Source organism: Priestia sp. TRN 1309 (genome assembly GCF_050846875.1).
GTDB lineage: Bacteria > Bacillota > Bacilli > Bacillales > Bacillaceae_H > Priestia > Priestia zanthoxyli.
Genome location: NZ_JBOZGM010000003.1, coordinates 552,190 through 578,618 on the forward strand (window position 1 = coordinate 552,190; position 26,429 = coordinate 578,618).

Annotated in this window: 25 protein-coding genes; 5 read left to right on the forward strand and 20 right to left on the reverse strand. The window is 38.3% G+C overall.

What is annotated here, in order from left to right; translation table 11 throughout:
• Positions 1-139 precede the first annotated feature (139 nt).
• Together ACRPLQ_RS14970 and nei are read right to left on the reverse strand one after the other, a co-directional pair.
• Positions 140-517 (reverse strand): FAS1-like dehydratase domain-containing protein, encoded by a 378-nt coding sequence (locus tag ACRPLQ_RS14970; protein WP_013055587.1) that lies wholly within the window; start codon positions 515-517, stop codon positions 140-142.
• Positions 518-621: 104 nt separating this feature from the next.
• On the reverse strand, positions 622-1,440 hold the full coding sequence (gene nei / locus ACRPLQ_RS14975) for an endonuclease VIII (RefSeq protein WP_432236145.1): 819 nt from the start codon (positions 1,438-1,440) through the stop codon (positions 622-624).
• A gap of 247 nt (positions 1,441-1,687) precedes the next feature.
• Between nei and ACRPLQ_RS14980 the strand changes: the two genes are divergently transcribed.
• Entirely contained in the window at positions 1,688-2,689 is a 1,002-nt protein-coding gene (locus ACRPLQ_RS14980) for a DUF3231 family protein (RefSeq protein ID WP_033578148.1), read from the forward strand.
• A 26-nt stretch (positions 2,690-2,715) separates the two neighbouring features.
• On the opposite strand, the gene ACRPLQ_RS14985 is transcribed toward ACRPLQ_RS14980, so the two are convergent.
• The 9 genes from ACRPLQ_RS14985 to ACRPLQ_RS15025 all read right to left on the reverse strand — a co-directional run bounded on the left by ACRPLQ_RS14985 (position 2,716) and on the right by ACRPLQ_RS15025 (position 13,116).
• Entirely contained in the window at positions 2,716-3,732 is a 1,017-nt protein-coding gene (locus ACRPLQ_RS14985) for a FecCD family ABC transporter permease (protein WP_028412140.1), read from the reverse strand.
• A gap of 6 nt (positions 3,733-3,738) precedes the next feature.
• Positions 3,739-4,773, reverse strand: a complete 1,035-nt coding sequence (locus tag ACRPLQ_RS14990) for a FecCD family ABC transporter permease (RefSeq protein ID WP_033578146.1) — start codon at positions 4,771-4,773, stop codon at positions 3,739-3,741.
• A 79-nt stretch (positions 4,774-4,852) separates the two neighbouring features.
• The gene (locus ACRPLQ_RS14995; protein WP_028412138.1) at positions 4,853-5,797 is read right to left on the reverse strand and encodes an ABC transporter substrate-binding protein; all 945 of its coding nucleotides are present in this window, start codon (positions 5,795-5,797) and stop codon (positions 4,853-4,855) included.
• A 173-nt stretch (positions 5,798-5,970) separates the two neighbouring features.
• A complete protein-coding gene (locus ACRPLQ_RS15000) occupies positions 5,971-6,630 on the reverse strand; it encodes an HAD family hydrolase (protein WP_432236146.1) in 660 nt (219 codons plus the stop codon).
• A 113-nt stretch (positions 6,631-6,743) separates the two neighbouring features.
• Positions 6,744-8,123 (reverse strand): APC family permease, encoded by a 1,380-nt coding sequence (locus ACRPLQ_RS15005; RefSeq protein WP_098113712.1) that lies wholly within the window; start codon positions 8,121-8,123, stop codon positions 6,744-6,746.
• Between the two features lie 301 nt (positions 8,124-8,424).
• Positions 8,425-9,381: an agmatinase gene (gene speB / locus ACRPLQ_RS15010; protein WP_416225911.1), complete on the reverse strand. Its 957-nt coding sequence runs from the start codon at positions 9,379-9,381 to the stop codon at positions 8,425-8,427.
• Positions 9,382-9,503: 122 nt separating this feature from the next.
• Positions 9,504-10,880 carry a putrescine aminotransferase gene (locus ACRPLQ_RS15015; RefSeq protein ID WP_033578138.1) on the reverse strand — a complete coding sequence of 459 codons (1,377 nt, stop codon included), beginning with the start codon at positions 10,878-10,880 and terminating at the stop codon, positions 9,504-9,506.
• A 25-nt stretch (positions 10,881-10,905) separates the two neighbouring features.
• Positions 10,906-12,393, reverse strand: coding sequence for an aldehyde dehydrogenase family protein (locus tag ACRPLQ_RS15020; RefSeq protein ID WP_432236147.1), 1,488 nt, complete (start codon positions 12,391-12,393; stop codon positions 10,906-10,908).
• A 135-nt stretch (positions 12,394-12,528) separates the two neighbouring features.
• A complete protein-coding gene (locus ACRPLQ_RS15025) occupies positions 12,529-13,116 on the reverse strand; it encodes a TetR family transcriptional regulator (protein ID WP_028412132.1) in 588 nt (195 codons plus the stop codon).
• A 595-nt stretch (positions 13,117-13,711) separates the two neighbouring features.
• Here ACRPLQ_RS15025 and ACRPLQ_RS15030 point away from each other — a divergent pair.
• Genes ACRPLQ_RS15030 through ACRPLQ_RS15040 form a run of 3 tightly spaced genes read left to right on the forward strand, consistent with a single transcriptional unit; the run spans position 13,712 to position 16,654 of the window.
• Positions 13,712-14,575: a glycine betaine ABC transporter substrate-binding protein gene (locus ACRPLQ_RS15030; protein ID WP_028412131.1), complete on the forward strand. Its 864-nt coding sequence runs from the start codon at positions 13,712-13,714 to the stop codon at positions 14,573-14,575.
• Between the two features lie 35 nt (positions 14,576-14,610).
• Positions 14,611-15,816, forward strand: coding sequence for a quaternary amine ABC transporter ATP-binding protein (locus tag ACRPLQ_RS15035; RefSeq protein ID WP_013081886.1), 1,206 nt, complete (start codon positions 14,611-14,613; stop codon positions 15,814-15,816).
• Positions 15,809-16,654: an ABC transporter permease gene (locus ACRPLQ_RS15040; RefSeq protein WP_013081885.1), complete on the forward strand. Its 846-nt coding sequence runs from the start codon at positions 15,809-15,811 to the stop codon at positions 16,652-16,654. The genes ACRPLQ_RS15035 and ACRPLQ_RS15040 overlap by 8 nt, the downstream gene beginning before the upstream one ends.
• Before the next feature lie 38 nt (positions 16,655-16,692).
• Here ACRPLQ_RS15040 and ACRPLQ_RS15045 read toward each other — a convergent pair whose 3' ends face one another.
• Both ACRPLQ_RS15045 and ACRPLQ_RS15050 read right to left on the reverse strand, forming a co-directional pair.
• A complete protein-coding gene (locus ACRPLQ_RS15045; protein ID WP_165635499.1) occupies positions 16,693-17,466 on the reverse strand; it encodes a class I SAM-dependent methyltransferase in 774 nt (257 codons plus the stop codon).
• Positions 17,467-17,531: 65 nt separating this feature from the next.
• Positions 17,532-18,650, reverse strand: coding sequence for an AbrB family transcriptional regulator (locus ACRPLQ_RS15050; RefSeq protein WP_028412129.1), 1,119 nt, complete (start codon positions 18,648-18,650; stop codon positions 17,532-17,534).
• A gap of 140 nt (positions 18,651-18,790) precedes the next feature.
• Here ACRPLQ_RS15050 and ACRPLQ_RS15055 point away from each other — a divergent pair, with 140 nt between their 5' ends.
• Positions 18,791-19,663 (forward strand): LysR family transcriptional regulator, encoded by an 873-nt coding sequence (locus ACRPLQ_RS15055; RefSeq protein ID WP_028412128.1) that lies wholly within the window; start codon positions 18,791-18,793, stop codon positions 19,661-19,663.
• A 74-nt stretch (positions 19,664-19,737) separates the two neighbouring features.
• Here ACRPLQ_RS15055 and ACRPLQ_RS15060 read toward each other — a convergent pair whose 3' ends face one another.
• The 7 genes from ACRPLQ_RS15060 to ACRPLQ_RS15090 all read right to left on the reverse strand — a co-directional run bounded on the left by ACRPLQ_RS15060 (position 19,738) and on the right by ACRPLQ_RS15090 (position 26,375).
• Positions 19,738-19,875 (reverse strand): hypothetical protein, encoded by a 138-nt coding sequence (locus ACRPLQ_RS15060; RefSeq protein WP_165573233.1) that lies wholly within the window; start codon positions 19,873-19,875, stop codon positions 19,738-19,740.
• A gap of 134 nt (positions 19,876-20,009) precedes the next feature.
• Positions 20,010-20,978, reverse strand: coding sequence for a tripartite tricarboxylate transporter substrate binding protein (locus tag ACRPLQ_RS15065; RefSeq protein WP_028412127.1), 969 nt, complete (start codon positions 20,976-20,978; stop codon positions 20,010-20,012).
• Positions 20,979-21,002: 24 nt separating this feature from the next.
• Complete coding sequence (locus tag ACRPLQ_RS15070; protein ID WP_028412126.1) at positions 21,003-21,674, reverse strand: response regulator; 672 nt, start codon at positions 21,672-21,674, stop codon at positions 21,003-21,005.
• Positions 21,675-21,701: 27 nt separating this feature from the next.
• Positions 21,702-23,291, reverse strand: a complete 1,590-nt coding sequence (locus tag ACRPLQ_RS15075; protein WP_028412125.1) for an ATP-binding protein — start codon at positions 23,289-23,291, stop codon at positions 21,702-21,704.
• Positions 23,292-23,444: 153 nt separating this feature from the next.
• The gene (locus ACRPLQ_RS15080; RefSeq protein WP_028412124.1) at positions 23,445-24,749 is read right to left on the reverse strand and encodes a CitMHS family transporter; all 1,305 of its coding nucleotides are present in this window, start codon (positions 24,747-24,749) and stop codon (positions 23,445-23,447) included.
• Positions 24,750-25,076: 327 nt separating this feature from the next.
• The gene (locus ACRPLQ_RS15085) at positions 25,077-25,640 is read right to left on the reverse strand and encodes an ImmA/IrrE family metallo-endopeptidase (RefSeq protein WP_028412123.1); all 564 of its coding nucleotides are present in this window, start codon (positions 25,638-25,640) and stop codon (positions 25,077-25,079) included.
• Positions 25,641-25,868: 228 nt separating this feature from the next.
• Entirely contained in the window at positions 25,869-26,375 is a 507-nt protein-coding gene (locus tag ACRPLQ_RS15090; protein ID WP_014461445.1) for a CBO0543 family protein, read from the reverse strand.
• Between the last annotated feature and the right edge of the window lie 54 nt (positions 26,376-26,429).

The window sequence follows — 26,429 nt, forward strand, 5'->3', positions numbered from 1 at the left end:
TGAAACTCAACTTTACTAAATTACCATATTTACATTTAAATGGTAAACAACAAAAGAAGGAAATTGAACAATAAAAAAGTCACGAATCCGTGACTTTTTTAACAACCTTCATAACTTATTTTTTGTTAGCGCTTTTATTTCAATCTCTTATAATTCCATTACTTGTCCCTATCAGTACTTCTTTACCTTGTTGATTTCGATACACTGATTTGATTTTCACTTTTTGAAAACCATCTGCTTTTTCTACTTCAGTTAATATACATTCACAGGTAACTGTATCTCCTGCAAAAACTGGACGAAGAAATTCACTCACCATTTCTCTTGCAATGTAGTTTAAGTCTCCCCCTATCTTTGTCCCAATACTAGCAGTCATAAGCCCATGTACCATTAGCCGCCCTTTTTCGTCACGTTCTATATGATGTTTGCCCCGGTCTCCAGTCATCTCCGCAAACTGCATGATTTCTTCCTCTTGAAACGTTCTTTGCCACGTAAATGTATCTCCTGCTTTACATTCCATCTTATCCCTCCCCTTAAGATTATGACTTTACTTTTTAACTATATCACAAAAATGAACAGTCATTCATTTTCACATCAAAAAAATAGCAGAATAAATATATCCTGCTATTTCTGACAAGTAGGACAGTAATAAAGCCTTCTAGAAGCAGCTTGGACTTTTAGAATAGGCGTGCCGTCAATTCGACAAGCTTCTCCTTCACGGTTAAAAACCCAGTGGCGGTATGCAGAGCGCTTTTGCCCTTTCTTTTTTAACAATTCAGCAAGCTTTACATCATTTGTAATGCCACCTGTTTTATAGGACTGTTTTACAAGAGAAATGGTTGCTTCAGCTGCCTTTTTAAGCTGTTCTTCCGTGCAGTCTATGGGACGAGCTGCAGGGTTAATTCCCGCTACGAATAGGATTTCACTGCGCAAGTAATTGCCAATCCCAGCTATAAAGCTTTGGTCTAGCAGCAGCGATGCCCACTTTCTACGATAAAATGGTTTAGAATAAAAACGGTCTAAAAGCTCACCTGCCGTTACTTCTTCACTTAAGATATCAGGACCAACCCTTGATACAAAAGGATGAGCTGGAACTTCTTCATCACGCAATACTTCAATATCAGAAGCGCTATAAAGCAGCGCTGATTTTTTTTCATTATGAATTGCAAGGCGCAGCTGTCTGTTTGTAGATGGATAATTGTAAGATGAACGAACATACCATTTTCCATAAAGCTGATTATGTGAGTAAATGGTATAGCCGTTGTCAAAACGAATAAGCATAGCTTTTCCTTTTGTATCTACTCTCTCAATACGAGCTCCTGTTAATACTTCTTCATAATGTTGCAAAGATGGAAAAGCAAACCATATCTCGCGAACGGGAAGACCGATAATCGCTTTTTCCACTTCGTCGGCTGCTCGTCTAATTTCTGGACCTTCTGGCATATAATGAAACTCCTTTCTTGCCTAACTCTCTTCATTTATTATTTCGGTTTTATTTCTGCTTTGCAAGAAAGAAGCGGTTGCGCCCTTCTTTTGCTAAAAGAACCTTTAAATTATGCATGACGTTTACTCTTATAGTAAAATGTTGATACCTTTTTTACTTTCTATAGTGTTTATCTTACTTCCTTTGACTTATACTAGTTGGTAACCTTTTAGAAACTTGTTAATTACTTAGCATGAGGAGTTTATTATGAATAATCAATCATTTTCTCCACTATCAGCCGCTGAGATGGCTGTTATTTGGAAGCAATATATGAACGATAAAGCGATTTCTTGTATGCTCAAACAATTTCTTTGTCATGTAGACGATTTAGAGATTCAAAAAGCGATTCAAGGTACACTGCATATCACAACAAAAAACAGTGATGCGCTCACTGCTATCTTTTTAAAAGAAAATATGCCAATCCCGCTTGGTTTCGGAGAAGAAGACCTTGACGCTGAAGCTCCAAAATTATTTTCGGATTCTTTTTATTTGCTTTATTTAAAGCATATTTCAAACGTCCTTCTGCTGTCAGCAACTACGGGCGTCGATGTTGCCGCAAGAAATGATGTACGATCTTTTTTTCGCAGCTTGCTGTTAAAAGCAGAAAAGCTTAACCAAACGATTACAGATTTGTTGTTAGAAAAACAAATTTTTATAGAACTGCCTCCCATTCCTATTGCAGATGCGTCTGATATGAACGATAAAGAACTCTTCTTAGGAAGCTATTTTGATGAAAAGCGGCCGTTAACCGTCATTGAAATTTCTCATATCGTGTCAAGCATACAGACGAACTTAATTGCAAAGGATTTAATTTTAGGGTTTGCTCAAACAGCTCCTTCTCAGGACATTCAGGCTTTTTTATTAAAGGGTAGAGAGCTTGTGCAGCAGCATATTGAATCCCTGTCACAACCGCTAATGGTAGAAAACATACCGGTCACAATGAAGTGGGATTACGGAGTAGAAAAGTCTTCTGTTCCTCCATTTTCAGAAAAACTCATGATGTTTCACCTAGCTGCGATGATTACTGAAAATGTACGTGGCTACGGGCTTGCGATGTCAACAAGCCCCCGTTTAGATCTCGCTTTAAACTATACAAACTTCACGACTGAAATTTTGGAATATGCCAAAGAAGTATCAAGAATAAGTATTGAACAAGGATGGCTAGAAGAGCCTCCGCATATTCCATTTCCCAAAATTCACTTGGAATAAAAATAAGCTCGCGCTAAAGCGCGAGCTTATTTTTTAGATTCTCTCCACAGTAAATAAAGAAAATACGGAGCGCCGATAATGCCGATGATTAATCCGGCCGGAATTTCAATCGGAGGAGCAATTCCTCGCCCAATCAAATCTGCCGCTAGTACAAACAAAGCTCCAAGTAAAGCGGCTGTAGGAATCAGTTGTTTATGTCTCGGTCCCACTAACCGTTTGGCCACATGAGGAATAATAAGCCCGACAAAGCCAATGGTGCCAACAACCGATACAACAGCAGCCGTCATTGCCACTGCGCTTGCTAGTAATACTAGACGAATTAACTCTACTCTAGCCCCTAGCCCCCTAGCCACTTCATCGCCTAAATGAATTAAATCTAACCGAGCAGCTAACAGCCAAATCAGCGGTACTAGTATAACGACCCACGGAAGTAAACCAATCAATTGATCCCATGTTCTTCCCCATAAGCTGCCGCTCAGCCAAATGAGTGCTGCGTTTACGTTTGGATTTGCTTTTGAAATTAACAAGTGAATACCGGATGAACAAAAAGCGCTGACCGCTACACCTATTAACGCAAATCGAATAGGTTCTACTCCTTTTTTATAAGCAAGCAAATAGACGATTACGAAGACAAAGGAGCCTCCTGCAAACGCAGCGACTGATAAAACAGACGGACTTGCTAAAGGCAGTAAAATAGTGACCGCAACAGCAGCTAACCCTGATCCGCTTGAAAGACCTAATGTATCTGGACTAGCGAGCGGATTTCTCATAATAGACTGTACGACGACTCCGGACACAGCTAGGCCGATCCCGGTTAAAATAGCCAGCAAAATACGAGGCAGGCGAAATTCTACCAAAATAGACGTCAAGTCAGGATCGCCAATGCCAATAAAAGACGTAATAATATCTAAAGGAGGTATGTTAATGTCTCCTAAGCTAAGGCTTATCACGCTCAGCGCTATAATTAAGACAGAAAGAATGATAAACAGGCCGACAGACTTGAATCGAGATGGCTGCTTTTTTGTTTTATTGACAGTCTGCATATATACTCATGCCTTCCTTTCTGTTTTTTTGCGTCTCGCTAAGTAAATAAAGTACGGTGTTCCAAGCAATGCTGTTACTGCACCTACAGGGGTCTCATACGGGTATGTAATAAATCGCGACAATACGTCTGCTAATAGCAATAAAGATGCACCAAGCAGCGCGCTCATTGGCAAAACAACTCGGTAATCTACACCTATTAAATAACGCACCATATGGGGAACAACAAGCCCTACAAAGCCAATGGGACCCGCAATCGCCACTGAAACACCTGCTAATACAATCACAACAACTGCCGTGAACGCTCTAATGGCAAAGACTCGCTGCCCGAGTCCTCTAGCTACATCATCTCCTAAAGATAGCAAAGAAGACGCTCTTCCCAGACCAAACGCAACAAGCAGACCTACAATGCTAAAAGGAAGCAACACGTGAACATGTCCCCAGTCCCGCCCAATAACTGAGCCGGTGAGCCAGAACATAACGCCTTCTGTTTTGCTTTCATTAAAAATTAGCAGCGTTTGTGTAAGAGACATAAGCATACCTTGTATAGCGACACCCGTTAAAGCAAGCTTTACATCGCTGTCTCCTCCTTTAATCAACGAACTCATGACGTAGACAATAACAGCAGCAAAGGCCCCTCCTAAAAATGCTCCAAACACCCCGCCAATCATGCTTACACCTGGCACTAAAACCGTTAAAAATACCATTGCCGCTGATGCCCCGGCATTAATACCAAAAATACCAGGAGAAGCTAATGGGTTTCTAGTTAATGCTTGCATCAACGCTCCGGCGACAGCCAAATTAGCACCAACAAATGCCGTTACCAATAAGCGAGGCAGGCGGACAGTTTGAATAATCGATTGTTCTTTTGATCCGTCAAAATCTAGTAAAGCTTGCTTAATCGTCCCAAAAGAAATATGTATAGAACCGATGGAAATAGATAAAAACATAGAAATCAGTAAAAGAATGATAACAGCAAGAAAAATAGCTATTATGCGAAGTGGAGATTTGTTTCTTTTGGATAAACCGTGAACAGCTTTCATAGTAGACTGCGCCTCCTTCCATTTGAAAGTTCAATAAAAAGAAAAAAACAACCCCGCTGGATTGTTCTTTTCTTCGTTATTATTTGCCTTCAAATAATAACTTTTCTGCTTCATCTGCAATACCATTTGCACCTTGTACACTTCGGCGAAGAGACCATTTAAATACATCAACTTCATACACTTGATTATTTTTAACCGCTTTTAGCTCTTTCCATAATGGCTGTTTTGCTAAAGGCGTATGACCTTTTTCATTTCGCATAACAATGAGTTTGTCTGGATCTGCTTTTACGAGCTGTTCCATTGTCATTTTTACACTGTACTCTTTTGTAGGATCTGTTAATGCATTTTTGAAGCCTAATTGCTCAAGAACACCCGTTGTAAAGAAATTTGAAGTTCTAGCATTAATATTACCATTTGCATCAGCGATAACAAGTACATTGCCCGGATTTTTTGGCGCTTTTGCTTTTAAATCTTTCATTTTTTGCTTATGCTCTTCTACAACTTTTTCAACTTTTGCCTTCTTGCCAACCGCTTCTCCTACTTTTAACTCCGTATTTAGTAAATCATCGTAATTAGCATTTAAATTTTTTAATTCAATTGTTGGCGCAATTTTCGATAATTCTTTATATACATTTTTATGACGTTCTGAATCAGCGATAATCAAATCTGGCTTCAACAGTTTAATCGACTCCAAGCTAGGCTGTGCTCGCGTACCAACTGATTTGTATCCTTTGATTTCTTTTAGTACATCTTTATCAATAAGCTGTTCTGCTTTATCATCATCAGCTACTCCTACAGGTTTAATACCAGCATCTAACAATGCATCAATAAAACCTAACTCTAATACAACTACTCGCTTTGGATTTTCTTTTACTTTTGTCTCTCCAAGCTCATGTTTAACCACTCTTGTTTTTTCATTTTTTTCATCGGCTGAATTTTCCTTGTTCGTACTGCTGCAGCCGATAAGCATTCCGATTGCCAGCATTGTAATAAAAGCCAGCAGTCCTATTTTTTTCTTATTCAAATGTCATTCCTCCTGCTTGTATCTTTATGTAGATAATTGACTCTTGAAACTGATAATCGTTATCATTATATCAGTTTTATCTATTTAAACAAGCTGATTCGTTATTTTTTAATTAAAAAAGTTATACCCATTCTATAAAAAAAGAAAGGACGCAGTAGGAGCGTCCTTTCTTTTTAATCTTCAATACAAAGATACTGAATCACTTCTTTTAAACTTTTCTCTTTCATCGATTCGATATGTAAGTGATATCTTTCGAATGACAGATGTTTAGTTAACGGATTTGGTACAATCACACAGCGCAAGCCTGCTGCCATGGCAGCTTTTGCTCCATTAGAAGAATCTTCAAATGCTAAAGCTTCAGAAGGCTCTACGCCTAGCTTTTCAATTGCATTTCGGTAAAGAGCCGGATCTGGCTTCACTTTTTCTACATCATCGCGCGTTTGAATGACTTCAAAATAGTGCAGCAAATCTAGCTCTTTTAAAAATGCTGTTACCCAGTCGCGATATGAGCTGCTTGCTAAACCAATTTTTAATCCAAGTTCTTTTGCTTCTGCCAAGTACTCTGCTACACCTTCTCGGGCTACTAATGATTTCATTTTTTCTTGATGACGTCTTAACGATTCTTGAGCCAGTTCCTCTTTCGTGAACTCATTGTTAAACTGCTGAAGCAAATAATCGTAAAGTGCCGTAGCATCCGTTCCCACATAAGAAGCAAACGTTGCAATCGGTAAATCTACTCCCCTGTCTTCTAACATTTCGCGGTACACCTCGTACCACACTGATTCTGTATCAATAATTAATCCATCAAAATCAAACACAACTGCTCTAATCATAATTTACCTACCTTTTTCTATCTTATCGTTCTTACATAGTAACACGTTCAAAATACGTAATCCATAAATGTGGCTTCCTTAATAAGATAGGCTTAAACAGGTAGTTTCTATCCTTACTTTTCTCCGACTTTCATCAAAGGTGACATTTCTTCTGTTTCCTTAAACTCAATGGAAGACAGCTGCCTTCTAAAACCTTTCGTTGCATACACCAAATAAACTAAACCAGCAATCGCCCAGCCAATCCCAAGTAAAAATGAATTGCGCTCCAAGTTAAGCCATAAAACGCCAATCGCTGCTGCTCCTAATAGTGGCATAACAATGTATGACAAAAATCCCTTAGCCGACCGGTGCTGCTTTTGATGAACAGCATAGTGCGCGATAACCGAAATATTAACAAAAGAAAACGCAATGAGTGCTCCAAAATTAATAAATGAAGTAGCCGTTGCCAGACTGAAGAAAATGGCAGTTGCTGATACAACTCCGACCAATACAATATTTCGCGAGGGAGTGCGCAGCTTAGGATGAACATAACCAAAAAATGACTGAGGTAAAATTCGATCCCGTCCCATTACGTATAATAAACGTGAAACGCTTGCATGCGATGACATGCCTGATGATAATGTTCCTGCAATTCCTCCAGCTAAAAAGACAATTTGAAACAGCGTGCCGCTCACATACATAGCAATTTCAGGAGCTGCAGCGTCTGGATGCTTGAATCCTTCTAACGTTGGAAAAACCGCTTGGATAAAATAAGATGTCACGGTAAACATGACTCCTCCAATTAACGCAACTAAAAAAATAGCTCGCGGAATCGTTTTTTTAGGATTGGGCGTTTCTTCTGATAACATGGCCACTGCATCAAACCCTAAATAGGAAAAACACATAAGTGTCGCTCCCGCTATTAGCCCTGATGACGTCATGTTCTGATTAAAAAAAGGCTTCATAGAAAAAAGGGTTCCTTCCCCCATTCCGCCTAGCAACGCTTTGATTGAAACAGCAACAAACAATACTAAAATCGTCATTTGAAATACAACAAGAAACGTATTGAAATTGGCGGTGAAATTAACGCTTCGTAAATTTAGCAGCGTAACGATAATGACGAAACTGACAACCCAAATCCACGATGGTACCGAAGGAAAAATAGATGATAAATAAATTTGAAAAATAAGTGCGTTAACCATCGGTAAAAAGAGATAATCCATTAGTGCAGACCAGCCAACTAGGAACCCTAAATGTGGATTGATTGTCTTTTGCGTATATGTATAGGCTGAGCCTGCATTTGGAAACACTTGAATCATCTTTTTGTAGCTTACTGCCGTGAGAAGCATCCCGACAAGGGCTATGATATAAGATGTGGGAACGTGTCCATTCGTCATATCAGACGCAATCCCAAACGTATCAAACACTACCATCGGAGTCATATATCCGATCCCCATTAATACAATCTGCCATAATTTCAACGACCTTTTTAATGTTACTGTTTCATGTTTCATTTATCTTCCCCCTTCACTTTATTAAGAACATTCTGACAATTTAACCCATAAATGCATATGATTTAATTTCTTTATATAAAAATGAATGACTTTCATTCATTTTTATATAAAGAGTTGTTACATTTACTATAAGCAAATATATGATTTATTTCTTTAAGTTGGTAAGGGTTGCTAACAAACTATCTTTTTCTTTTATCATATTATGAAAGCGCTTTATTTTAAATAGCTATATATTCCTAATCTCCTGCTATATCCACGCAGAAATACCCTCTGAATAAGAGGGATTTCTGCTTACAAACTGTTATTTAATCATCGTATCCAATGACTCTCTTTTCGTTTTCACTGCAACTAAACTAGCAAAATCATGAATGATTGTAGCTGCAAGCAAAGAGGTTATCTGCGTTGGATCATAAGCGGGCAGCACTTCTACCAAGTCGAATCCAACATAGTTAAATCCCGTCAGAGAACGGATCATTTGCAGCGTTTCTCTGCTGCTGAATCCGCCTACTTCAAGCGTTCCCGTTCCCGGTGCACACGAAGGGTCAACAAAATCAATATCAAATGTTAAAAAGCACGGGGTATCTCCAATCGCTGTCTTCATTTGCTCCAAAATCAATGAAAACCCTTGATGTTCAAGCTCTCTTGCCGTTACTACATGGTAACCGAGATCTTTGCTTTCTTGAACATCTCCCGGATGATTTAATGTTCCGCGAATACCAATTTGAAAAACTTTCTTCGGATCTACTAGCCCTTCTTCATATGCGCGTATAAAAGGAGATCCGTGCCAATATTTTTCATCATAATACGTATCCCACGTATCTGTATGAGAATCAAAATGAATCATAGCCACTGGGCCATATCTTTTAGCAGCAGCACGAAGGCTTGCTAAAGTAACAGAATGATCTCCTCCGATTCCAATTGGAACGATTCCTCTATCCATAAGAGCTCCTACCGCTTCTTCCATCAATTCATAGCTTCTGTGAATATTGTGCGGAATAACCGGCACATCACCAATATCAATGGCATTTGTATCATCAAATGGGTATACGTCGTGTACCGGGTGATAAGGAAACAGCGTCATGGAAGCTTGACGAATGGCTTGAGGTGCAAAGCGTGCACCTACTCTGAAAGATGCTGCCGTATCAAACGGCATTCCTACTAGCCCTACTTTTGCATTTTTTCTTTCCGCTGGCAGCCTCATAAATGAGCCCGTTGTACAAAACTCTGGTTTGACATCTGGGGACAATGGATATTTCATAATTTACTCCTCCGTTTCAATGATTTCAGTTAGTCGCTAGGCATTTCCACTACTAAAATCATTGAAAGCAATACAGGAATAAGAAACGTTTGACGACTCATATTCATTGCTCCTTGTTACATTTATTGGTGGTTCAGCTCATTTAATACTTTTTCAAATGTAGAAATGACTTGATCTACTTCTTCAGCTGCAATAGTCAACGGTGGCTCAATACGAATTGTTTTAGAGTTTACAAGCGTCCCAGCTACTAGAATTCCTTCATCAAACATTCCCTTAGAAAGCGCGTAGCCAATTTCATCTTGGTGGAACTCAATTCCAATCATTAAGCCTTGCCCTCTGATTTCAAGTACTTTATCTCCATGGTTTTCAGCAGCTTTCTTTAAACCAGCAAGGAAATATTCTCCTAGCTCTTTTGCACGGTTTGGCAGCTGTTCTTCAATCAACACGTTAATAGTTGCAATAGCCGCTGCGCAGGCAAGCGGGTTGCCTCCAAACGTTGTTGTGTGCATAAACGGATTATCAAAGAAGCTTGAAAACACTTTTTCTTTTGCTACAACCGCGCCAGCAGGCATAACTCCTCCTCCAAACGCTTTAGCAAGACATAAAATATCGGGTACAACATCGTATAATTCTGATGCAAACATTTCACCGGTACGTCCCATGCCTGTTTGAACTTCATCAAAAATTAAGATAGCGTCGTACTCATCACATAGTGCACGCACTTCTTTTAAATAATTTTCAGGAGGAAGAATAATGCCCCCTTCTCCTTGAATTGGTTCTAATAAAACAGCTGCCACATCTTCCCCTACAAGCGCGCACGTTTCAAATGTTTTGCGCATCATGTCAATATCACCAAACGGTACATGACGGAAACCTGGAATTAACGGCAGAAATGGTTTACGGAACATTCCTTTTGCCGTACCTGATAAAGAACCTAGACTTTTTCCATGAAAAGAACGTGTTGTGGAAATAAACGTTGTTCGATCACTATACATTTTCGCTAGTTTTAAAGCGGCTTCTACACTTTCTGTTCCGCTGTTTGTGAAAAAGGAATACTTCAAATCCCCCGGTGTAATATCTGCTAAAATTTTAGCAAGCATCGCACGAAGTGGATCTAATAAGTCTTGGCTATGAAGGGCTTGACGCTGAAGCTGATCTTGAACAGCTTTGACTACTTTAGGATGACGGTGTCCCACGTTATAAATTCCAAACCCGCCCAAACAATCAATGTATTTTTTACCGTTTACATCCGTAAAACAAGAACCTTCATCTGACCATTCAACAGCTGCAAACTGCGTATCCACCGTTACTGTTTTACGATATTCTAAAAAGCCTGGGTTGACATGCTCGCGAAATCCGTCTACTGTTTCTTTCGTAATCCACTGTGCTTCTTCAGCTGACACTTCGCTTTTTTCAATAAGTCCCAGCACTTTGTTGATATATTCGTTTACTTCACCATATGCTTTGTTTACCTCTTGATTTTTCGTCACTGTATTCATTTTAATATCGCTCCTTCTCTACTTTTTAATTTTTAAACCAGCCGATTGGCTCTACTTGTAAATTAATATTAATTTGTTTTACTTCTTGAAATTCTTCCAATCCAAACGTGCCCAGTCCTCGGCCAATTCCGCTCTGCTTATATCCGCCCCAAGGTGCTTCGTTAAACGTAAAATGATACGTGTTTACCCAAGTGATGCCCGCACGCAGCTTTTTAATCATCCGAAGAGCTTTTGCACCGTCAGTTGTAAACACGCTGCCTGCCAAACCATATTCCGTATCATTTGCAAGCTTAATAGCTTCTTTTTCATCTTTAAACGTTTGAATAACAACCACGGGCCCAAAGATTTCATCTTGCACAATTTTCATATTTGACGTAACGCTACTAAAAACCGTAGGTTCTACAAAGAATCCTTTTTCCAATCCACTGCTGGTGATTCGATTGCCTCCACATACAAGGCGGGCGCCTTCTTGCTTTCCAATTTTGATGTACTTTAATACTTTTTTCATATGTTCTTCACTTACAAGAGGACCCATTTCAATCTCTTGGTCCATTCCATTTCCTACTTTAATTTTTTGAGCACGTTCTGCAAAACGTTCGATAAATTGCTCAGCAATGCTTTCTTCTACTAAAATACGAGAACCTGCAGCGCAAATTTGGCCGCTCCCTGCAAAAATTCCAAACAAGGCATAATCTACAGCTGTTTCAAAATCAGCGTCAGCAAATATAATGTTCGGTGACTTTCCTCCAAGTTCTAAAGATACCTTCGTTACATTTTCTGCTGCTTGACGCATAATGTGTTTTCCAGTTACCGTTCCGCCTGTAAAAGAAATCTTATCAACACGCTTATCTTGAATAAGCGTATTTCCCACAGTATCTCCGGCTCCCATAACAAGGTTTGCCACTCCTTTTGGCAATCCTACGCTTTCTAAGATCTCAAAAAGTTTTGTAGGAGTAACTGGTGTCACTTCAGAAGGTTTAAATACAATCGTATTTCCTGCAGCTAAAGCAGGTGCAATTTTCCACACGCTCATTAATAGCGGATAATTCCAAGGTACAATCAATCCGCACACGCCGATTGGTTCTTTTATAACCATTGCTTGCATAGGTGCAGGAACGCTGTACGTTTGACCGTCTGGCTTTGTAATTAACCCAGCGTAATACCTAAAACAAGCAGCTGCATCTTCCACATCAGCCTCAGCTTCACGATAGGGCTTTCCGTTATCCATTGTTTCTAATGCTGCTAGTTCTTCTTTCGCTTCCTCAAGCTTATCGGCAATCTTGAATAAGATGGCTGCTCTGTCAGATGCAGAAGTCTCAGACCAAATTCCGTTGTCAAAGGCTTCTCGTGCTGCTTCAATTGCTGCTTTCATATCTTCTGCGCTGCCTTCTGCAGCATATCCAATCACTTCACCTGTCGCTGGATTAACAGTAGAGCGCTGCTTCTCTGCTTTTCTCCACTCTCCGTTTATGTACATATTCAAGGTTAAAGTTTTAACGGCTGTACGATCCATAAAATACCTCCTTATCGAATAACGACTGATTGTCAGTCATTTTAAACCTTAAAAAACTTATAATTCTGATAATTAATTGTATATTTTGAATGAATGTCAGTCATTTTAGTAGATGTAATATCAGCAGTGCTAATATTACACGGATGGCACAAGAGAACGCTTTAAGAATTGAAAAAGTTCTTCCTTTGATTGCTCAAGTGTGACATCTTGCTCTCGCCCGATATAAAAAAGTTCAGCAGCATTTTCAATCAAATTAATCATCGTCTTAGCTGTCCATTTAACGTTAAGCTGCTTGATGACTTCTTCCTTTCTAACAGCCTGATTTAATACCTCTTCAAACCAGTTGTAATAAGGTAAATAAATAGCTTCCCATGTTTCTAATGAATAGTCAAAAGCGAGCCCTGAATAGCATAAAACAAGAACATCCCTATATTCATCTGTTGTTTTATACGTTTCGTCAATCATTACCTCTAATGTACTTAAAAAATCCGTTGCTGTTTTAGCTCGTTCTTTGATTTTTTCAAGTGACAAAGAAAGTAAGTTTTCTGCAATAGCCGGAACAAGAGCATTTTTAGATCTGAAATAAAGATAAAAAGTCCCTTGTGCTACGCCTGCACGCTTTACAATGTCTGAAATTGATGTTTTATCAAGTCCTTTTTCAGATATGACTTCAATCGCTGCCTGTAAAATCTTATCGTATTTTTCACTTGTGCTTGTAACCAACTTTTTCCCTCCACCTATAAAATGAATGACTTTCATTCATTTTACTATAAGAAGTTGAAATTATGCAAGATAAAATTTTCTGAATCTTTAAATTCAATCAAAAATTTATCCGTATGCTGGCTTCAAAAATATTTTTTTATTTTATCAATTTCCTCTCACGTTTCTTATATGTCTCACTGTTATCTTTCTTCCTTTTACAATTCAAGGTAAAAGCTGATGCAAAGCTCTTTAATCACCTATTCTTCCTAAAAAATAACTTTATTAAAAAGATATTTTTTCGTATCGGTTTATACGGCTCAATTGCCGAATTACTCTTGACTTGAAGTTGACGGAGTAAAAAAAAGAGTGATAACATGTAAGACTGATTCTACAGTCACTTATTTTATCCATTTATTTCCCATATTTTCTCTTAACTACGATGTACATTTTTAGCTAAAAATAACTTTATAACGCCGAAAAATCACCCACTCTATTTCACATTTTATATTTTTTATGTTTACCACCTAAAAAAACCGGGTATACACTTCGTTGTGTTTAGCATCCGTTCTACATATCAGTCATATTGATTTAAAACTTTATAAAGGAGTTACATTGCATGAAGAAACTATTTTTAATCAGCATGATTTGTTTTCTTCTAGTTATTACTTCAGCTTGCGGCAACGGTAATGGCGCCTTTAAAGATAAAAAAACCATTACCATCGGCATGAATAACTATACTGAAAACATTGCCTACACGTACGTATGGAAACAGATTTTAGAAGATCGAGGTTATAAGGTTAGAACTGTTTTCTTAGAGAAAGCCGGTGTTTGGGTAGGAACAGCTAATAACGACATTGATATTTCGTTTGCACCATGGCTTCCTACAACAGATGCGCCTTTTTACAAAAAGTATAAAGATCAAGTAAACATTGAAGACCCTTGGCTTAAAAATGCGCGCTTAGGATTTGCGGTTCCCGCCTATATGAAAGACGTGAACACAACAGAAGACCTTGCTAAGGTTGCTTCTGATGTCGATAACAAAGTTATTGGAATTGACCCAGGCTCCAGCATTAACGGATTAGCCGAACAAGCGTTAAAAGATTATAACCTTAAAAGCTATACGCTTGTAAAATCGTCTGAGGCAGCTATGCTCAGTGAACTGCGCAAAGCCTATGAGGCAAAAAAACCAATTGTTGTTACTATGTGGAATCCTCACTGGGCTTTTGCAGACTTTGACATCAAATATTTAGAAGATCCTAAAAACTCGTTTGGAGACCCTGACAACATTTACACAATGACAAGCAAGGAATTTAAAAAGACAAATCCTCAAGTCATAAAATGGATGAATAATGCACAGATGAACGATAAATTAATCAGTCCTCTTCTGTCACAAGTTGAAAAATCTTCAAACCCTGAAGAAGCAGCACAGAAATGGGTAAAAAAACATAAAAAGTTAATCGATAGTTGGACGAAAAAGTAATGAACGTAAAAGAAAACAACAATTGAGGTGGACATATGGAACACGTAAAATTAAAAGTACAAAATATAACCAAAGTGTTTGGTAAGAATCCGTCAAAAGCGATTGATTTACTTCAAAAAGGAAAAACAAAAAAAGAAATTCTAGAAGAAACAGGAATGACAATTGGAGTTAATCAAGCAAACTTCGAAATCAAATCCGGTGAAATCTTCGTCATTATGGGCCTGTCTGGAAGCGGTAAATCCACTTTAGTTCGCATGTTTAACCGCCTTGTTGAACCAACATCTGGATCTCTTATTTTAGACGGTGACGATGTAGTAAAAATGAACAAAGAGGAACTTCGCGACATGCGCCGAAAAAAAATGAGCATGGTTTTCCAAAACTTTGCTTTATTCCCTCACCGTACGGTTCTTGATAACACAGAATACGGATTAGAAGTTCAAGGTACACCAAAAGCCGAACGCGAAAAGAAAGCAAAAGAAGCGCTTGAATTAGTAGGTTTAAAAGGATACGAAAATCAATATCCCGGTGAACTGAGCGGCGGTATGCAGCAGCGCGTCGGACTAGCTCGAGCACTTGCCAATGACCCTGACATTTTATTAATGGATGAGGCATTCAGTGCACTAGATCCGCTTATTCGTAAAGACATGCAAGATTTTTTGCTGGAGCTTCAAGAAAAAATGGAGCGAACAATCATTTTTATTACCCATGATCTTGATGAAGCTCTTCGAATCGGAGATCGCATCGTTTTAATGAAAGACGGCAGTGTTGTTCAAGTAGGAACACCTGAAGAAATTATGACAAACCCTGCCAATGATTATGTAGAGCGCTTTGTCGAAGACGTTAATGTAGCTAAAGTATACACAGCTGAAAGCGTGATGAATCGTGCCGAATCCATTACCGTAGACCGTGGTCCGCGCGTGGCTCTTAAAATTATGCAAGAAGCTGGTTATTCAAGCATCTACGTCGTAGACAAGAAAAAAACTCTTCTAGGAGTTGTAACGGCAGATGATATCAGCCGCGCTATTAAACAAGATAAACTGACAGCAGACGTATTAGATACGGATATTCCGACTGTTACGACAGATACGCTACTAGAAAACTTGTACGACAAAATGGTTATCAGCCGTTTCCCGCTACCGGTTGTAGATGAAAACCATCGTCTGCGCGGCATCATTAAAAAAGAGCGAGTGATTGAAGCACTTGCCGGTACTGATAGTAATGAGGTGAACGTAAATGAATAGTATTCCTAAAATTCCCGTTGGCAATTGGATTGACCATTTTGTCACGTTTTTAAATGATAATATCAAAGGGTTTTTTGATGTTATTTCAGCTATTGTCGATGGTATTGTAAGTTTTATTGTACTAGTGCTAACCTTTCCACCAGCATTAATTTTAATCTTAATTGTCGGAATCATTGCTTGGTTTTCAAGTAAAAAATGGTCATTTACTATTTTATCGATGATTGGTCTATTATTTATTCTTAATCTTGGCTACTGGCAAGAAACAATGGACACACTAGCCCTCGTTTTAACAAGCGTATTAATTTCAATTATAGTAGGAATCCCGCTAGGCATTTGGGCATCTCAAAGCGAAAAGACAGCTCGGATTATTACGCCAATCTTAGACTTTATGCAAACGATGCCGGCATTTGTGTATTTGATTCCAGCACTTTTCTTCTTTGGAATTGGTGTGGTACCAGGTGTTATCTCATCTGTTATCTTTGCAATGCCTCCAACGATTCGCTTAACGAACCTAGGTATCCGTGAAGTACCCGCTGACTTAGTAGAAGCAGCAAATGCCTACGGTTCAACAACAAAACAAAAATTATTTAAAGTACAGCTTCCATTAGCTACAAAAACAATTATGGCAGGAATTAACCAAAGCATCATGCTATCTCTTTCAATGGTCGTTATTGCCTCTCTTGTAGGTGCTCCGGGACTTGGTGCAGAAGTATATCGTGCAGTTTCTCGACTTGAAGTCGGCACGGGCTTTGAAGCTGGAATTTCAATCGTTATTTTAGCAATTATTTTAGACCGTATTACGCAATATTTTGGAAATCGTTCAAACCAACGAGCATAAGTAAAAAAAGAAGCCAACTCACCGGAGTTGGCTTCTTTTTATTTATGTTTGTAGCACGCTACAAAGATTGCTTCTCCTTGAAACGATTCAATTCCCTGTTGATTCGTTTTGATTTCGAAAAACTGTTTAAATCCGCTTGGTACATTCAGCATATATTGAGTAAGCTCACGCTTTGTCTCTTGGGGAACATTCATCATCGCACACCAGTCATCAAATAAAAAGCGCTTTGGAAAAGTTGTCAGCACTTCTGTACGGAATCCTTGCATTTCAAGCATAGAAAGCCACTCTGTTTTTTTATAAGCACGATAATGGCTTGGATCTCTTGTCTTTTCAACTCGATTATAAAACTCGTCATAAGCATTCACTTCCGGTGCTACATTATCAATGAGCAAGAACTGTCCTCCTGGCTTTAACACTCGGTATACCTCTTTGATGAACTGTTTAATATTAGGAAAATGGTGCGGTGCAATTCTGCACGTTACCGTATCAAACTCGTCATCTTGAAATGGCATATCCTCAGCATCTCCTTGAACAAACGATACATTTTCATGACCATTTCCTTTAATGAAGCCTTCAGCACTTTGCAACATTTGAGGAGTTAAGTCAAAAGCCGTTACTTCTTGAAAGACAGGTGCTAGCTTATTTGCCACGTGTCCTCCTCCTGTCGCTACATCAAGCAGCTTTCCTCCTCTATTTTCTTCAGCAATTTCCGCTAAAACCGCTAAATCTTTGCCTTTTGCATGACCTTTACTTTTGACATACTTTCCGGCATTCCCCCCGAACTGACTGACCACCATTTCTTTATTACTCATCTATTCTCCCCCCATTTCCCTCTTTAAAACTCTCTCTTACTCTACCTAGTGCATTCACATATTTATTATGAAACGTGTGAATGTATTCTTTTTCTTTCTCCCCACTGATGAAACATGCGAAACAGCGGAGGCAGAAGCAGCCAAATTGTTAAAATACGAAGCACTTGGACCGCTACTACTAACGTCGAATCAGCCTGCAGTACAATGGATGTAGTCGCCATTTCTGCAATGCCTCCAGGAGCAAACGCTAAAATAGACGTGATAAGCTCAATTCCAGTTATTTTGGAAACGAATAGTGCACATACAAACATGGCGGCGATTAAACCAATTGTATTAATAAGCGCCACAACCATAATTTTTTTTACGCCAATGAACATTTCCTTATGAAAGCGAGAACCAATGCTTGAAGCAATAAAAATTTGCGATAAAATCATCACAGAATGAGGCCAGTATGCTTGAAGATTATACCCCACGTACGATGAAGCAGCTGTTTGAACAATTGCAACAGTAAGCATTCCTCCTACTAACCAAGGAGCAGGAAATTTTAGTTTTTTCCCTATATAATAGCCGACTACTGCTGTAACAATTAAAACGCCTGTCCACAACAGTGATCCCCACTCAAAAACACTCGGGGTAACGGACACTGCATGCCGTCCTGTATTACTTCCCCAATAGACTACAAATAAAGGAACAGCAAGCACAACTAAAAACACGCGCATCGTTTGAATGATGCTTACAACTGCCGTATTGGCTCCTACTTCTTCAGCCATGCCTGGCATGGCGCTCATTCCACCCGGAGTCGTACCGAAAAAGCTTGTTAATAAGTCTGTGGAACTGAACTTCCATAGCAAATAACCGGATAAAAGAGAAAAAACAACGGACAGCAAAAGCATAATCGTAATGGTGGACCAGTGAGATTGAAACGTAGTCACCACAGATAAGTTAATCTTTTGACCTAATTCAATCCCTAAAATGCACTGTCCAGCGTACAGCCAATATTTTGGAATGCCTTTTTTGCTTGTTTGAGATAAAAAACGCGGCTTTCGAAAAGCTAGAATAGCAGCTAAAATGAGAGTCCCAAGCATCCAGCCAATGGATAAACCTGTTAACGATAAAAGAAATCCTCCCACGCTTGTTAATAGAATAAAAAATATAGATTGTAAAAAAACAACTCTTGCGTTCATACCTACTTCCTTCCTTCTACAAGGCTTTTCTTTCTTACACCGAACATTTCTCTTCTTAACTATAGTATAATTTTAGAAATAATTAAAATATCGAAATTTTATTATAAACCATTCATTTTTTTTATTCCTGGAGGGGTAGTATGGACGATCGAGATTGGCTTATTCTACAAGTATTGTACCGTGAGAAAAACATTACAAAAGCAGCCAAGGAGCTATTTATATCTCAGCCTGCGCTTACGCATAGACTGCAGCAGATGGAGAAGGAATTTCATGTTCAGATTGTAAATAGAGGGCGCCGCGGAGTTCAGTTTACACCGCAGGGAGAATATTTAGTGAAGTGCGCAGAAGAAATGCTGCTTACGGTTCAAAAAATAAAAGAAAATGTGTTAAACATGGATGATCAATTAACCGGAACTTTACGTCTAGGCGTGTCTAACTTTTTCACTGACTACAAGCTCCCTGGGCTATTGCGTTTATTTAAAGAGCGATTTCCTGATGTTGAATTCAAAGTCACAACCGGATGGAGCAGCGACATGGCTCATCTGCTTTATAAGCACGATGTTCATATTGCGTTTGTAAAAGGTGATTATAACTGGCAAGATCAAAAAGAGCTGCTTTTTAAAGAAACAATTTGCATTGCGTCTGCACAGCCTGTCGACATAAACAATCTTCCCAATCTACCTCGAATTGATTATCATCAAGATCGTTTTTTAAAAACATCCGTTGATAACTGGTGGGCTGAAAATTACTCTCAGCCTCCCCTTGTCAGCATTGAAGTAGATAAAGCAGAAACATGTAAAAAGATGGTTGTAAACGGACTGGGCTATGCGATTTTGCCGAGTATGCTGCTTGACGATGCTGCAGAGATTTACAGATACACGTTAAAAACTAAAGATCAAGTACCTTTAACGCGCAGCACATGGATGTTTTATCATGAGGACTCCTTAAAAATTAACATTGTAAAAGCTTTTATTGAGTTCATTCAAAACTTGGATTTAAAAGATGTACACTGACAGAAAAAGGTTGAGACATACCGAAATGAATCTAATTCTAAAGACGAACAAATGGGGTATATGAGCGGAACTGCTTAAGACACCGCAGTTGATTTCCGTGCAAGACTTCGCTTTCCGCGGGCGGCCGGTGAGCCTCCTCGTCGCTCACGCTCCTGTGGGGTCTCGCCTGTTCCGCTTTTCCCGCAGGAGTCTTCGTCTTGCTCTCCAATCAACTGCTAGAAGGAACGAAACAGATGAAACTACACTTACCACAACAAAAAAACGAACCAAGAATTAAAAACTTTAATCAATGGTTCGTTTTTCACTCCATCTAAAATCCTTTTGTCCCAACCTTTTTCTATTGTATTTATTCATCATTTGCTCCGCCCATTAAGTCAGAATACAGCTTGCTTTGCTGCTCAAGAAAGACTTTAGCACCGCTGCTATTTTTATAAAAAGAGGTTAAATCATTATCTTTAAGAAGCTGTTCCCATTCTTTTGTATGAACCATTTCATACACGGCCTTATTCCAATATGCTACCTGTTCTTTGGTCATATTAGGCGGTCCCATTAGACCTCTCCAATGGCTAAACGTTACGTCAATTCCCGCTTCTTTCCACGTCGGTATCTCTTTTAGCTCTTCTAGCCTTTTAGGAGAAGAAACGGCGAGTATCCTTACCTGCCCTTGTTCATACTGCTTTTTTACTTCTGATAATGACATGGGTGCTACATCTAGCTGATGATGAACGAGCGCATCAATTACTTTATGACTGCTGTTATAAACGAAAAACTCAAGCTTGGAAGAGTCTACGCCTGCTTTTTTATTTAGCTGCATGAACGATAAATGATCGTCGTTTCCTAATCGAGGTGATATTCCCACTTTCATACTGGATTCACTTTGATTTAACGTGCGTATGAGCTGTTTTAAATTGTATATAGGAGAGTTAACAGGAACTACGATGACCTCCCATTCAGATGTTAAAATAGCGAGCGGAGTAAAGTCTTTATAGGTTAATTGACTTTGCCCTAGCAAATTATTTGTAATCAGCAAACTGGAATTCCCGGAAACAATATTTCCTTCTTTTCTCTGTTTAATATATTTCCATCCTTCTTCACCTTGCCCACCTATTTTATTACTAACAGAAACGGGTACCTTCACAATCTTCTTTTCCGTTAGCACTTGTTGAATGGCTCTTACTGTTGCATCTGCTCCTCCGCCTTTTGCACCGGCTGCCACAATTTCAATTTTTTCCATACTAATGCGGTCTTTTTTAGAGGGAGTAGAACAGCTAACAAGCAATGCACTTATAAACACTATCATGAGCTTTTTGATCATATATACCATCCTTCAAGGCTAATGCTACGCTAAATAGTACTTGCGCTCCGGTCTTCCAATAATCCCATAATCATATTCAACGTGACATTCACCGGTTGATACTAGATACTCTAAATATCGTCTAGCTGTCGTTCTAGATACTCCCATGTGTTGCCCCATCTCTTCGATCGTAATTCCTTTGATGCTTTTTAAAATGTCTTTTGACTTTTGTAATGTGATACCATCAATACCTGAAGGAAGAGATTTATCCGCTTTTGGCTTTGTTCTGACATGTCCAAAGTACGCATCAATAAATGATTGATCAACTTCTTCATGCGTACTAAACAGTTCCTTTTTCTCTTGATACTGTTTAATAGCATTAATGAAGGATTCCATCATAACCGGCTTAATCAAATAATTAACGACGCCGTTTCTCAAACAGATTTCTACAATGTTTTTTTCTGTTGCAGCCGTTACCACGATAACGTCAACTTGTGGAAACTGGGCTCTGATTTTTGGGAGTAAATCTGTTCCCATTTCATCTGGCATATAGATGTCTAAAAGAAGTAAATCAACTTTCTTCTCCTTTAGCATTTCAAGCGTCTCTTTTGCATTCAACGCTTTGCCTACGACTTCTACACCATCTACTTCTAATAAAAATCGCTCTTGAACTTGAGCAATTCGAAAATCGTCTTCTGCAATTGCGACTCGTAACATTTCGACTCTCCCCTTACTTCTCATGATTCAGTTTTTTGGAAGGTAAACTGAAAAAATGGCTCCTCCTTCTGGCTGATTATACACTTCAATAGATCCTCCAAGTTCATCTACCATTTTCTTTATATTTGCCAGTCCGTACCCTCTGTCTGTACCTTTGGTTGAAAACCCTTTTGTGAAAATTTGATTTAGTACTTCTTCTGATATACCGGGTCCGTTATCCATCACTTCAATAATTAAATCATGACCAATATCGGTAATAAAAAACGACACTTCTTTTTTAGACCGCTGACTCACGGCTTCAAATGCATTATCAATTAAGTTCCCAATAATGATAATGAGATGAGAAATTTCAATATGTTCTGGGAGCGTATCGAGTGTACTCTCCGAATCAACCGAAAAATGAATTTTCTTTTCAGATGCTTTTCCAATCTTCCCAAGCAATATTGCTTGAACTTTGGAATCTAATATCTGATCAAATAGAATACGATTTTGCGTTTGGTGTACGGCTGATTCTTTTTGAATAAACTCCAATGCATCTTTGTACTGCCCTAACTGCAGCAAACCCGACAAAACATACAGCTTATTCGTAAACTCATGCGTTTGAGCTCGTAAATCCTCTGAATACTTTCGTACTTCTGAAATCGTATTGATTAAGCTTTTTAATTCTGTCTTATCACGAAAACTAGCGACCACTCCTACAATTCGCTGATGTTCAATAATGGGTGTTAAGTTTAAGATAAACGTTTTTTCATTCAAAAAAATTTCTTGGTCGCTTCGGGCTATTCCCGTATCTAGCACTTCAATCATATTCGTATAAGGAAATACTTCAATGATATGATGATGTAAATATTCCGTCTGTAACCCCAGCATATTTTTAGCTGATGTATTCATCATCGTAATAAAGCCTTGATGATCAATAGCAATAATTCCTTCTTTTATCGAAAGTAAAATTGCATTTCGTTCACGGTACAAAGAAGCGATTTCATGGGGTTCAAGACCAAGAGTATCTTTTTTAATACTTTTAGCTAAAAAAATACCCCCGATCATACCAAGCAATAAAACAGCTAGTGAAAATAGGATAATTTGCTGAATACGCGTAATGAGCTGAGCATGAACATGAGATTTTAAAAACTCAACCGTCACCACTCCCACGACTTCCGTATACTTTCCGTGACTGATGACAATAGGCGCTTTCCCCATAATAGCAGGACCTGTGGTTCCCTCTCCGTCCAGCGTATAATATCCGCCGAATAATAGTGCTCTATCGTTAACCGCCTCTTTGTTTTTCTTTCCTATCCATTTTTGATTAGAATGAGAATAGATGATTTGCTCACGGTTTTGAACCACAATACTTGCTGCTCCGATTTGTTCCCTCACTTGCTCGGCAAGCGGCTGAATATATCGACTCGGCTGTTTTTTTTGAAAAGCAGCTTTGACTTCCGGCATAAATGATATTGATTTGGCTGCTTGAAGAGCCAGCTGCTCGGCTTGCCTTTTAGATTCTACAAACTGCATGTAAGAGAAAATACTCGCTAAAAGAACAATAACAGTTATGATTAATGCTGCGGATAAACCTACGATTTTTGTTTGCAGCGATACTTGAAACCATTTTTTCATTTCATCGCACCTTTAGCCTTTACCTTATAGTTCTATTCTTCTTTTATTTTATCAAAATTTTTTGTATATCCGCTCCTTATTCCAAAAGCTTTTTAGACAAAAAAACTTATCAATCCCAAAAGCGGAATTGATAAGTTTTTAGTTTCCTGATCTTTACAGCGTAATAACTCCTGTAATAATAGCTACTAAAAGCATCACCATAGCTGTTCCAATCGTCCACTTTAAAGTAAAGCGCTGAAATTCACCAAGCTCGACTTTTGCCATACCGACCAATAGATACGTAGAAGCAACTAAAGGACTTAGTAAGTGAACAGGTTGACCAATCAATGAAGCACGGCCAATTTCTGCAGCATCAATACCGTATGCTGAAGCTGCTTGAGCAATAATTGGTAAAATCCCATAGTAGTAAGCATCATTTGACATAAAGAATGTAAATGGCATACTTGTGATGGCAGTAATCACAGACATGTAAGGCCCTAACGCATCTGGAATTAATCCTACTAAGCTATTACCCATTGCATCTACCATTTTGGTACCTGATAAAATACCCGTGAATACGCCTGCTGCGAATACAAGAGACACAACAGCAAGTACATTACCAGCATGTGCAGTAATACGCTCTTTTTGAACTTCTAAATTTGGATAGTTAATCATGATAGCGATTGCAAATCCAATCATAAATAGAATTTGAAGCGGCATAACTGCTGTGATAAGTCCTACTAATAATAGAGCTGTTAAAGCAAAGTTTACCCATAAAAGCTTCGGACGCTTGTACTCGATTCCTTCAGCGGCTGCTGCTTCTGCAAAAGCTACTTGAGCATTTGTAACGTCTTGAATATCAATAACACCTAAGCGCTGGCGCTCTTTTTTCCCGAAATAGTAAGCCGTGAATAACAACCAAACAGCTCCGCCAATCATGGCTGGAATCAGTGGTGTAAACACCTGTGAAGCATCTAACTTCAATGCACTCATCACACGAGCAGTAGGTCCACCCCAAGGTGTTAAGTTCATAACTCCACTACCCATAATGGCGATACAGGCTAAAATCATTGGCTTCATGTTTAGCTTTTTATAAAGCGGAAGCATCGCTGAAAGCGTAATCATATATGTTGTTGTTCCGTCTCCGTCTAATGAGATAATAAGAACTAAAATAGCTGTACCAATTGTGATTTTTAGTGGATCACCTTTTACGATTTTCAAAATTCTTCCTACAACTGGATCAAACAAACCAGCATCAATCATAATCCCAAAATATAAAATAGCAAACATTAACATAACGCCTGTAGGTGCTAATTCTTTTACACCATTTAAAGCCATTTCTCCAATACCGCTTGTGAATCCCCCTATGATTGCAAACAATACTGGAATAACCATTAAAGCAATAAGCGGCGTTAATCGTTTTGTCATAATCAGAAACATAAATGTACAAACCATCAAAAACCCAAGAATAGCTAACATTATTACCCCTCCTATTTTTGAATCCGCTTTCATAACAGTGGAAGCGATTCGTTTGTATGTATGACTCGCATATGTATGCCAGTTCGTCTATACGATTACAACATCGCTTGTTCACTATTAAGTTGTACCTTAAAACTTTAAAATTTTCTGTTTTTTCTTAAAATAATCATAATTTACAGGAGGGTATAGTGTAAATAATTCGTACTATAAAAACTTTTAAAACTTTATGGGTAATTAAATCCTTTTTGTTCATTGGGAGGATAAAAGACAGGAAGAGGAAAAAGGTAGGAAAATAAAAAACGGAGAGAGAGGAACTATTCTCGTGAATTATTCAATTTGAACTCTAAGAGAATACGCTCCAGGATGAGGAGTTTTATTCCACTGAGTAAGAGATTCCTCTAAAAATGGAATCTTTTTTAACTTCTTTGTTTGGAACTTTTCTATTTTTGAATATTTTTCTAAGGCATACGTATTAGCAAACATTTCTTGCGTTCTATTTCCTTCTTTTAAAAGCGTTCCATTTGTCATTCGATCCACATGATGGCCTAATTCATGCAGAATGATAAAAGCAAATTGATGAGGCTTTTTGTTTTTTGTTGTATCGATAAAGACAATAGGACATTCCGTTACTGTATATTTAATATAGTCAATTTCAAACTGAAGTTTGCGCTTCTCTTTTGGAAGGTTATCATTAAATTGGCCATAGTACACACCTAACACATCTTTTCCTTGCACCTTTACACTGCCTAAGCAATACACACCTTTTAGCCCATCCCAGTCTTTTTCGTCTGTTACATTAGCAATTTCGTGCAGGGCCGCTTTTTGCTTCGCACTCATGACTCCATGAAACGTTACGCCATGAATTTGGATTTTTTCACTACGCTTAAACATCTTCTTGCCTCCTTTACTAAATTCCTTCTACAACATATTATTTAGCATTAAGTATATTCATTCACAATACATGGTTAAAAACATGAAGTTAATGTCAAGATTCCCGTTTTGATGTTTTTTAACCCTGCTTATATGCTGCCTCGTTTATTTTCTATTTTTACTATATTACATATGTAGCCATTAATAAAATATCATTTTTTTATGATTTATCATTACTTTTTTTTATTTCTATTTTTGCTTATCGATAACCTGGAGCCTGCGTATCATTTTTAAATTTAAAACCATTGCTATATAAAGAAACGGATAGCAAAAAAACGAGTATAGAATCTTCCATCCATTATAATAAAACACTTCCGTTTGGGTAGAAATGTACTCAAACAATGTCGTAAGAATTACCCACACTGTAATATATAAAGCTTTTCTAAACAGACTCTTGCCTTGTGGATAAAAATTCAAAAATACACTATTTGTCGCAGGATAAATAAAAATAAAAATTAAAAGATATTCAAAATCTACTCCTTTTGTAAAAAATCCATAAAGATCATATTTAACATCAAGATATATATCTGCTACCGATCCTAAAAACATGACAAACAAAGACGTTGTGTATATTTCTATCCAGCTGATGCGCTTTGGCATAACTAGTACACTCAGAATAGAAATCACCGTTGTAAGGATTAAGAGCACCATAATGAGGACCTCGTTTCCTATAGGAGATAAAAACAGCTTTCCCATTGGTTATTAAATTCATTCCGAAGCCTACATTCACCATCGCAATAAAAAATCCGA